Here is a 9833-nt window from a genome sequence, read left to right on the forward strand (position 1 = left end):
GTACGCCGGTCGGGCCCGGCAGGCAGACTGATCCCGGCGCACCGAGCAACCCGGGTACGCCGAACACTCCTGCCACGCCGAACAAGCCTGCCGAGGCGGGCACGTCGAGCGCTCCCGTCGCGTCGGGCAAGCCGGGTACGGCCGATCAGCCGGCCGCCCCGGACGGGAAGGCCGGAGCCGGCCAGGCCACTGCCGGGGGTGACGAGGCCGGAGCCGACACGGTCACCGCCGGGGACAGTAAGACCACCGCAGGAGCCGACACGGCCACGCCCGACACGGCAGCGATCGACAAGGCAGCGACCGACAAGGGCACCGGTGGGGCCGACCCGAGCGCTGCTGGTGGCGGCAAGGCGACGGGGGCCACGAGCACCGCCGGGGGAAGCACGAGCACCGCCGGGGACAGCACGGCCAAGGACGGTCCGACCGTGGCCCCGACGAGCGCGGCCGGCACGGCGGCCGAGGACAGCAAGGCCAGCACGGCCGCGGGGAACACCACGGCGGGCAAGGACAGCACGGCCACCGGGGACGGCACGGCCGGCGTCAAGGACGGCACGGCGGGCCCGAAGGACGGCAAGGGCAGCGCGGACGACGCCAAGGGCAGCAAGGAAGACGCCAAGGACGGCAAGGCGGCCGGGGAGAAGAAGCCGGAGCCGGAACGGTGGGAGGCGTTCGGGCCGGCCCCGGCGCCGGTACCCACCCGGGTGGGCCGGGCGGTCCGGGCCGTGGGTCGCCTGCTGGTCCACGAGTGGACGCTGGCCGTGGTCGGGGCGCTGGCGCTCGCCGTAGCGATGACCTGGCCGACGCTGCGCTACCCGCTGCACACGTTGCCTCAGGACTACTGGGACCCGAGCCTCCAGGCCTGGCAGATGGCCTGGTCGGGACACATCCTGCTGACCAATCCGGGTCAACTCTGGCATGCCAACGCGTTCTTCCCCGAGTCGTGGAGCTTCGCCTTCTCGGACACCCTGCTCGGGTACGCGCCGGCCGGGATGATCGGTACCGGACCGGAGGCGGCGATCCTCCGGTACAACATCGTGTTCGTGCTGGCCCACGCGCTGGCCACGCTGGGGGCGTACGCGCTGGCCCGGCAGCTCGGTGCGGGCCGGATCGGCGGCGCGGTGGCCGGGGTCGGCTTCGCGTACGCGCCGTGGCTGCTCGCCCAGGCCGGCCACCTGCACGTGATCTCCAACGGCGGCATCCCGCTGGCCCTGGCCATGCTGGCCCGGGGACACGGCTGGTCGTTGCGGTACGGGTACCGGCCCCGACGGCGGCACGAGGCCTGGGTGTACGCCGGGTGGCTGGTCGCCGCGTGGCAGCTCAGCCTCGGCTTCGGCATCGGGCTGCCGTTCGCGTACTTCCTCGGTGGCACGGTGCTGGTCACGGCGGTCGTCTGGTTCCTGCGGCGGTACCTGATCCGGCCGGTGAAGCGCCCGTTCGGTACCCGGCTCCTCGTCGCCGACGTGGTCGGCGGGCTGCTCTTCGCGGCGGTCGGCGTGCTGCTGGCCATCCCGTACTTCATGGTGGCGGAGCTGCACCCGAACGCGGAGCGGACCCTCGGCGACATCGACATCTACTCGCCGCCGTTGTCGGGCTTCTTCACCGCGCCCGGCGAGTCCCGGATCTGGGGCGCCCTGCACGAGGGGGCGCGGGCGGCGCTGCCGTGGCCGCCGGAGATGACCCTGCTGCCGGGCTTCGTGCTGTACGCGCTCGCCGCCGGCGGCCTCTTCTTCTCGGTCTGGCGGCTGCGGCACCGGCTGTACCTGCTGGCCGGGGTACTGGTGACCGTGATCCTGGCGATGGGCACGCGGTTCTTCGACGGCACGTACACCTATGCGCCGCTGTTCGAGCACCTGCCGGGCTGGAACGGGCTGCGCACGCCGGGGCGGCTGATGCTCTGGACGACACTGCTGCTCGGCCTGCTCGCCGCCGGCGCGGTCACCGCCTTCTGCCAGCGGGTCCGCGAACTCGCCGCGCAGCGCATCCCGTCCTGGCCGGGGCCGTGGCTGCGACTGGCCACCCTGCTGCCGCTGCTCCTGGTGATCGTGGAGGGCCTGAACACCACCCCGCATCCGGTGGTGCCGCCCCAACCCGCCGTACTGCGGACCGTGGACGGCCCGTTGCTGGTGCTGCCGAGCAGCCAGAACCACGACCAGCCGGTGATGATCTGGACGACCACGAAGTTCCAGGACGTGGTCAACGGGGGCAGTGGCTTCACCCCGGCCCAGTTGGCGGACGTCCGGCGGGTCACGCTGAACTTCCCGGACCAGGTCAGCGTCGACTACCTGCGCACCCTCGGCGTCAACAACGTCGTGCTGGTCCGTGACCAGCTCGCCGGTACGCCCTGGGAGGCCACCGTCGACATGCCGGTCGAACAGTTCGGCATCACCCGGGAAGAGATTGGCGACACCGTCGTCTACCGCCTGTGACAGCCACCACCCACATCACCGGAATCGAATGAACTTCGCGGCGCGGCGGTGTGCCGCGGCGCCCGATGGGCACCGCGGCACACCGCCGTCTCCGGTCAGGCCGGCACCGGTTCCTGTGGCCGCTCGGCGGGCGGCGTGGACCGACGCCACCGGGCCACCCAGGGTGCGTCCTTGGCCCCGTCGAGTGGACCGCCGTCCGGATCGTCCGGGTAGTTCTTCCGGACGGCGTCCAGCTCGGGGTTGAGGACCTCCCGGATGATCATGATGCAGAGCACCAGGACCGTGACCCAGCGCAGCGACGCGGCGAGCACGAAGACACCCTCGGGGAAGACGGGCGTGCCGGTGGAGGTGCCGAGCAGTTCGCCGTAGAAGGCGACGAAGTAGCCGACCTCGGCGAGCTGCCAGGCGAGGAAGGCACCCCACTTCGGCCGGGCCAGCACCAGCAGCGGCAGCAGCCAGAGCACGAACTGCTGCGACCAGACCTTGCTGGTGAGCAGGAAGGCGGCGACGACGAGGAAGGCGAGCGGGGCCAACCGGGGCCGCACGGGCGCCCGCACGGCCAGCACCGCCACGCCGAGGCAGGCCAGGCCGAAGAGGGCGTACGAGAGGTAGTTGAGGGTGTGGACGTTGGCGCTGAGCCACTCGAACGGCCCCATCGACCCCGGGCCGCCCAGGTTGACCCGGCCGTCCAGGTACCGGCCGATGTACCAGAGGGTGCCCCAGTCGATCGGCCGGGTGCTGTTCAGCTCGAAGAACCGGCCCCAGCCGTCCGGATAGAGCAACGCCACCGGCAGGTTCACCGCGACCAGGGTGGCCAGGCCGGTACCGAGGGCGGTCAGCGCGGCCCGGACCCGCCCGGAGCGCAGGCCGAGCACCAGGATCGGGCCGAGGATGAAAATGGGGAACATCTTGGCCGCGCCGGCCAGGCCCAGCACGACCCCGGCGACCACCGGTTTCCGCCGCGCCCAGGCGAGCACGCCGAAGGCGGCCAGCCCGATCGCGAGCAGGTCCCAGTTGACGGTGGCGGTGAGCAGCAGGGCGGGTGAGAGCGCGAAGAGCGCTGCGTCCCAGGGTCGTCGGCGGCGCAGGGAGAGGATCACCGCGACGGTGGCCACCGCGAGCGCGCTGAGCACCAGGGCGTTCGCGTTGTACGCCCACTGCCCCTGGTTGATCTCCGGGTTGTCCCGCCCGAGGTAGTACACCGGCAGGCCGAGCACGCCCATGAAGGCGCCGGTGAGCACCGGGTACTCGACCGGGTGGTCCCGGTAGGGAACCTTGCCCTCGTTGAGCCCCTCGGCGTAGTAGAGCGCCAGCACGTCGGAGTAGCAGAACCGGGTGTACTGCACGTTGTTCTGCCAGGCGCCGCTGTGACAGGGCGACTTCTGCACCCAGTGCAGGACGAGGGTCAGGCAGACCAGGGCGAGCACGACCCGGGCCACCGTCCAGAACCGCTGCTCGGCGCGGGCCGGACGGTCGAGCGACGTCGCGTGGTCGCCGAGCGGTCCGCCGATCACCTGGGAGAGGCCGTGGACGAAACCGTCGGAGCGGGACGGGTGGTCGCGCGTCGCGGACTCGTCATCGACGCCTGCCGTGGGCTGGGTGCTCATGACCAGTCATCCTGCCGTATCGACAACCACGACAGAAGGTCATCGGGCGGAGAACGCCGTCGGCGGCCGGAGTTCTCCGGCCGCCGACGGTGAGATCAATCCTGGTCGCTACCTCTGGTCGGTCCGCCCGGGAGGAACCGGCCGGGATCCGGTGGGTTGTTCCCGCCGGGGCCGGGACCACCCCCGCCGGGGTTGTTCCCCCCGTCGCCGGGGTTGCCCCCGCCGTTGTTCCCGCCGCCGTTGTTCCCGCCGCCCCGGCAGAAGACGTCGGTGAGCGGGTTGCAGTTGGGGTTGTCGGGCGTCTCGGGGTTGGTCGGCGGGGGCGGCGGTGGGGGCGGCGCTTCGCCGTTGCCGGCCTCCTGGTCACCCATGCCGGTGATGCTCGGCAGCGGCTCGGCGTCCTTGCCCTTCAGCGCGTCGTCCATGTACCGCTTGAACAGCTTGGCCGGGATGCTGCCACCACCGATGTTGGCGCGGTTCCTGTCGACGATGGTGGGCTTTTCCGGGTCCCGGCTGCCGATCCAGACCGCCGTGGCCAGTTGCGGCGTGTAGCCGACCATCCAGGCGTGCGCGTTCTTGCTGGTGCCGTTCCACTCCCAGGTACCGGTCTTGGCGGCGGCCTGCCGGTTGTCCAGCCGGCCGTTGCTGCTGCGCTGGTGGATCTCCTTGAGCACCGCGGTCACCTCGTCGGCGACGTCCTTGCGGATCCGCCGCTCCGGGTCGAGCTTCTCCCCGGTGCCGGTGACCTTCTCCCACTTGCCGGTGTCCTTGTTCTGCCGCTCCACCGACAGCACGAAGTGCGCCTTGTTGTAGACGCCACCGCTGGCCAGGGTGGCCAGGCCGTTGGCGTGGTCCAGCACGGTCACGGGGAACTGCCCGTACCCGACGACCCGGTCGAACCGCTTCGGGGCGAGATCCTCGGGCTTGTTCTTCATCAGGTCGTACGGCTTCGGAGGGTCAACGGTCCACATGGTGCCGACGCCGGCCTGGCGGGCCATGTTGACGACCTTGTCCGAGCCGATCTTCTCGGTCAGGTGGAAGAACGGCACGTTGTACGACTCGACGGTGGAGACCTCCAGGGTGCAGTTCTTGCCGCAGATACCGGCGCCCCGGTTCGCGTTCTGGATCTGGGTGTCGTACCCGTCGGGCTTGAACGGGGTGGCGTCCCAGCGGGACTTGACCGAGATGCCGGCGTCCACCGCGGCGGCCAGGGTGTAGACCTTGAACGACGAGCCCGGCGGGTGACCGCCGATGATGTCGCCGTTCGAGTTGGTGTTCTTGCCGGCGTAGTCGTGGCCGGTGCCGTCGTCACCGCCGTAGTAGGCGAGCACCCGGCCGTTGCGCGGGTCGATGGAGACCACCGCGGACTGGAGGTTCTCCGGCTCGCCGTCCAGGACCGAGCCCTTGCGGTCCGGCTGGGCGGCCTTCTCCAGGGCGCTCTGCATCTTCGGGTCGATGGTGGTGCGGATCCGGTACCCGCCGTCACGCAGCTCGTCGACGCAGTTCGGCTTCCCCTCCGCGCCGCTGTTGGTGCAGATGCCCCACTGCTCCAGCTCGGCCCGAACGTAGTTGATCACGTTACCCCGGGGGGTCTTGACGCCGAACCCGTTGTCCTTGGCCGGCTTCTGCACCTTCGGGTACTCGGCGGGACGCTCGGCGGCGCTGATCCACCCCTCGGCCTGCATACCGTCCAGCACGTAGGTCCACCGGGCCTGGGCCTCGGGGAGGTTGACCGCCGGGTCGAAACCCTTGTGGGTCGTGCTGGCCACCGGCTGCTTGATCACTGCGGCGAGCACCGCGCCCTCGGCGACGGTGAGGTCCTTGGCCTTCTTCTTGAAGTACGCGCCGGCCGCCGCCTCGATGCCGTACGCGCCGCGCCCGAAGTAGATCACGTTCAGGTAGTGCTGCATGATCTCGGGCTTGGTCATGCTGTCGTTCAGCTTGGAGGCGAGGATCGCCTCCTTCACCTTCCGGGCGTACGTGTCGTCCCGCAGGTTCTCGAACGCGTTACGGGCGTACTGCTGGGTGATCGTGGAGGCACCCTGCTTGCTGCCGCCGGAGAGGTTGTTCCACGCGGCGCGGGCGATGCCCTTGTAGTCCACGCCGGAGTGCCGGTAGAAGTTCCGGTCCTCGGCGGCGGCCACCGCGTGCTGCACGTGCTCCGGGATGTCCTTGATGTTGACGATGGTGCGGTTCTCGTTGCCGAGCTTCGCCACGATGGTCTTGTTGTCGCTGGCGTAGACGGTCGTCGCGAGCGGCAGCGGCACCTCGTTGGGGAGCACCACCGTGGTCGAGTAGTAGGTGAAGCCCACCACGCCGAGCCCGGCCAGCATGATGAAGACCGCGAAGCTGGCGATCAGGATGTTGATCCGTTTCCGCTTCTTCGCCCGCCGCGCCGCCGCCGGGTCACCGTCACCCGCGCCGCGCCGGCCACCCCGGCCGGGGCCGTTCGGCCCCCCGGGGCCACCGGGCCCACCCGGGCCACCGGAGACCGGGGAGACCGCGGCCCGCGCCACCGAGGCCCGGCCGGCGGAGCCGACGGCGGCTCCGCCCACCGCCGCCGAACCGACGCTCGCCCGACCCGCGCCGGTACCGACGCTGGCCCGGCCGGGGGAACCGACGCTCGCCCGACCCGCCTGCCCGCCACCGACGCTGGCCCGGCCGGCCGTCCCGGCACCGGGTGCCGGGGAGACCGGCACCGAGGCCCGACCGGAGCGCCCGGCCGGCGGCACACCGCCGGCGGGCGAGACCGGCACCGAGGCCCGGCCCGGCCCGGCCCGGCCCACCGACGCGCTACCGGACGGCGGGGCGGCGGCGCCACGCGGCACCGGCGCGGACCCGCCCACCGAGGCACGACCGCCGGCGGCGGCCCGGGGCGCCACCGAAGCCCGCCCGGCCGACGCCGTACCGTCCTGCACAGGTGACCTGCCGCCCCCCTGCGGGCGGTACGCGTCGTCCGCGTCGGGAAACTGCGCCCGCCCGTATGGGGAACTGGGATCGCCGTACGAGTTCATTCCTCACACCCTGCCGGTCGCGGTGGGGCGTGGGAACGCCGCCACCGGGTTGCCGTGAGTTGAAACACCTGTCACCACGGCCGGCAGCCGCCGGGGCGAGGGGGGTGTTTCCGAAATAACGGGACCAATTGCGTCAAGGAGCTGTCGACCACTCCGTCCGCCGGTCAGGCCGCCGGAGCCGATCGAGTCAGCCAGCTTCACCGTTGCGCCTCTCGCCTTCGCCGAGGGGCCGGGTCGGTGCCCGCGCCGGGGACCACCGAGCCGCCCACCGTGTCCTGCTCCGACCCGTCCTCCGCGCCGTCGGCCGGCCCGTCCCGGCCGAGCAGGTACTGCTCGACGAGATGGTTCCAGTCACAACCGAGGCACACCTCCACCACGAAGACCTGGAACTCACGCAGCGTCATCGCCAGGGCGGGCAACTCGGCCCGGGTCCGGGCCTGGCCGGCGGACTGCTTGAGCTCGTCGCCGTAAATGTAGTGGACGTGGGTCAGATTCTCGCTACGGCAGATCGGGCAGCGCTCCTCGGTGGGCTCACCATGGAATCGCGCGGCGTTCTTCAGATACGGCGAGGCGTCACAGACGTCGTACGTGCCGACCCGGCCGGCGAGGAGCTCACGCAGCACCGCCCGCTTCTGGAGCGAGTAGTCGACCACCTGGCGAGACCCACGCATGCGGCAAAGGGTACGCGGTCTCCGACGGCGAGGCGACCGCCGTCACGATCCGTGAGGGCGGCACGCCGAAATCGGGGGTTTGCCCTCGTCCCGGCGAGCCGCTACCGTGCGATGTATCGGTCCGATACATCGTGGTGAGTGAGGGGTGGTCAGTGCTCGAACTCGCCATCCTGGGTCTCCTCCAGGAGGCCCCGATGCACGGCTACGAGCTGCGCAAGGAGCTCACCGCCAAGCTGGGGGCCATCCGGGCGGCCATCAGCTACGGGTCGCTCTACCCGACGCTGCGGCGGTTGCAGGCGGCGGGACTGATCACCGAGGCCGACGAGACGCCCGCGACCGATCCGGAGGTGCCCGCGCTGACCAGCCGACGTGGTCGGGTGGTCTACAAGATCACTGCGGAGGGCAAGGAACGGTTCGCCGAGCTCATCGGGCAGGCCGGTCCCGAGACGTACGACGACACGGGATTCGGCGTGCACTTCGCGTTCTTCGCCCGCACCGACCGGGCCACCCGGCTCCGGATCCTGGAGGGTCGGCGACGCAAGGTCGAGGAACGCCGCGAGGGCCTTCGCGACGTGCTCGGCCGGGCGGCCGAACGCCTCGACGCGTACACCCTGGAGCTGCAGCGTCACGGCCTGGAGGCCTGTGAGCGCGAGGTCCGCTGGCTGGAGGAGCTCATCGCCAACGAGCGCTCCGGCCGCGCCCCGGCCGCCCCGCACACCGGGACGGCCGGCGGCCCACGAGATGACACCAGCCCGCCCCCGCCTGGAGAGTCCAGGACAGAGCGGCCGTGATGAAGAAGAAGGAGGCAGACGCTATGGGCTCCGTCCGCGTCGCCATCGTCGGTGTGGGTAACTGCGCCTCGTCCCTGGTCCAGGGCGTGGAGTACTACCGGAACGCCGACCCGAACGACCGCGTCCCGGGTCTCATGCACGTCACCTTCGGCGACTACCACGTCTCGGACGTGGAGTTCGTGGCGGCGTTCGACGTGGACGCCAAGAAGGTGGGCATGGACCTCGCGGAGGCGATCGTCGCCAGCGAGAACAACACCATCAAGCTCTGCGACGTACCGCCGACCGGCGTCACGGTGCAGCGCGGCCCGACCTTCGACGGTCTGGGCCAGTACTACCGGGAGATCGTCCAGGAGTCCGGCGCCGAGCCGGTCGACGTGGCGCAGGCGCTGCGCGACGCCCAGGTCGACGTGGTCGTCTCCTACCTGCCGGTCGGTTCCGAGCAGGCCGACAAGTTCTACGCCCAGGCGGCGATCGACGCGGGCTGCGCCTTCGTCAACGCCCTGCCGGTCTTCATCGCCTCCGACCCGGAGTGGGCGCAGAAGTTCACCGACGCCGGGCTGCCGATCGTCGGCGACGACATCAAGAGCCAGGTCGGGGCGACGATCGTGCACCGCGCCCTGGCGAAGCTCTTCGAGGACCGGGGTGTCGAGCTGCTGCGCACGTACCAGCTCAACTTCGGCGGCAACATGGACTTCATGAACATGCTGGAGCGCAACCGCCTGGTCTCGAAGAAGATCTCGAAGACCCAGTCGGTGACCTCCCAGGTGCCGCACGAGATGGCCAAGAGCGACGTGCACATCGGCCCGTCGGACCACGTGCCGTGGCTGGACGACCGCAAGTGGGCGTACATCCGCCTGGAGGGCCGCTCCTTCGGTGACACCCCGCTCAACGCCGAGCTGAAGCTCGAGGTGTGGGACTCCCCGAACTCGGCCGGCGTGATCATCGACGCGGTCCGCGCCGCGAAGATCGCCCTGGACCGGAAGATCGGCGGCCCGATCCTGTCGGCCTCGTCGTACTTCATGAAGTCCCCGCCGGTGCAGTACGCCGACCACGACGCGCACGCCGCCGTCGAGGCGTTCATCGCCGGTGAGGTCGAGCGCTGATCCGCTGACGGTGTGGGCCGGGTCCGGGTCGGACTCGGCCCGCACCGTCTCCGGCCTCAGCCCGACATCTCCAGGTACGGCACGGCGGACGTCACCGGTCGGCCACTTATGCCCTTTTGGCCGTCCGTCCGAGTCCTGCCCCTGATAGATCTTGGAGCCGAGTGGCCCCTCTGGCGGTCTCAAGCGGTGGTTGCAACGGTGAGGAGTTGAGACATTCTCTC

6 protein-coding genes are annotated in these 9833 nt (G+C 71.0%); 3 read left to right on the forward strand and 3 right to left on the reverse strand.

The features are described from left to right. The first annotated feature begins 284 nt into the window (after positions 1 to 284). Positions 285 to 2426, forward strand: coding sequence for a hypothetical protein (locus AWW66_RS18545; protein WP_067367863.1), 2142 nt, complete (start codon positions 285 to 287; stop codon positions 2424 to 2426). A 95-nt stretch (positions 2427 to 2521) separates the two neighbouring features. On the opposite strand, the gene AWW66_RS18550 is transcribed toward AWW66_RS18545, so the two are convergent. From AWW66_RS18550 to AWW66_RS18560, 3 genes are all read right to left on the reverse strand, one after another. Beyond that, entirely contained in the window at positions 2522 to 4033 is a 1512-nt protein-coding gene (locus AWW66_RS18550; protein WP_067367838.1) for a glycosyltransferase family 87 protein, read from the reverse strand. A 95-nt stretch (positions 4034 to 4128) separates the two neighbouring features. After that, on the reverse strand, positions 4129 to 7047 hold the full coding sequence (locus AWW66_RS18555; protein ID WP_067367841.1) for a transglycosylase domain-containing protein: 2919 nt from the start codon (positions 7045 to 7047) through the stop codon (positions 4129 to 4131). Positions 7048 to 7244: 197 nt separating this feature from the next. Next, positions 7245 to 7718 (reverse strand): DUF5318 domain-containing protein, encoded by a 474-nt coding sequence (locus tag AWW66_RS18560; RefSeq protein ID WP_067367844.1) that lies wholly within the window; start codon positions 7716 to 7718, stop codon positions 7245 to 7247. Between the two features lie 152 nt (positions 7719 to 7870). Between AWW66_RS18560 and AWW66_RS18565 the strand changes: the two genes are divergently transcribed. Continuing rightward, the gene (locus AWW66_RS18565; RefSeq protein ID WP_067367846.1) at positions 7871 to 8509 is read left to right on the forward strand and encodes a PadR family transcriptional regulator; all 639 of its coding nucleotides are present in this window, start codon (positions 7871 to 7873) and stop codon (positions 8507 to 8509) included. A 23-nt stretch (positions 8510 to 8532) separates the two neighbouring features. After that, entirely contained in the window at positions 8533 to 9612 is a 1080-nt protein-coding gene (locus tag AWW66_RS18570; RefSeq protein ID WP_067367849.1) for an inositol-3-phosphate synthase, read from the forward strand. Positions 9613 to 9833: the final 221 nt, after the last annotated feature.

The organism is Micromonospora rosaria (assembly GCF_001567585.1).
Classification (GTDB): domain Bacteria; phylum Actinomycetota; class Actinomycetes; order Mycobacteriales; family Micromonosporaceae; genus Micromonospora; species Micromonospora rosaria.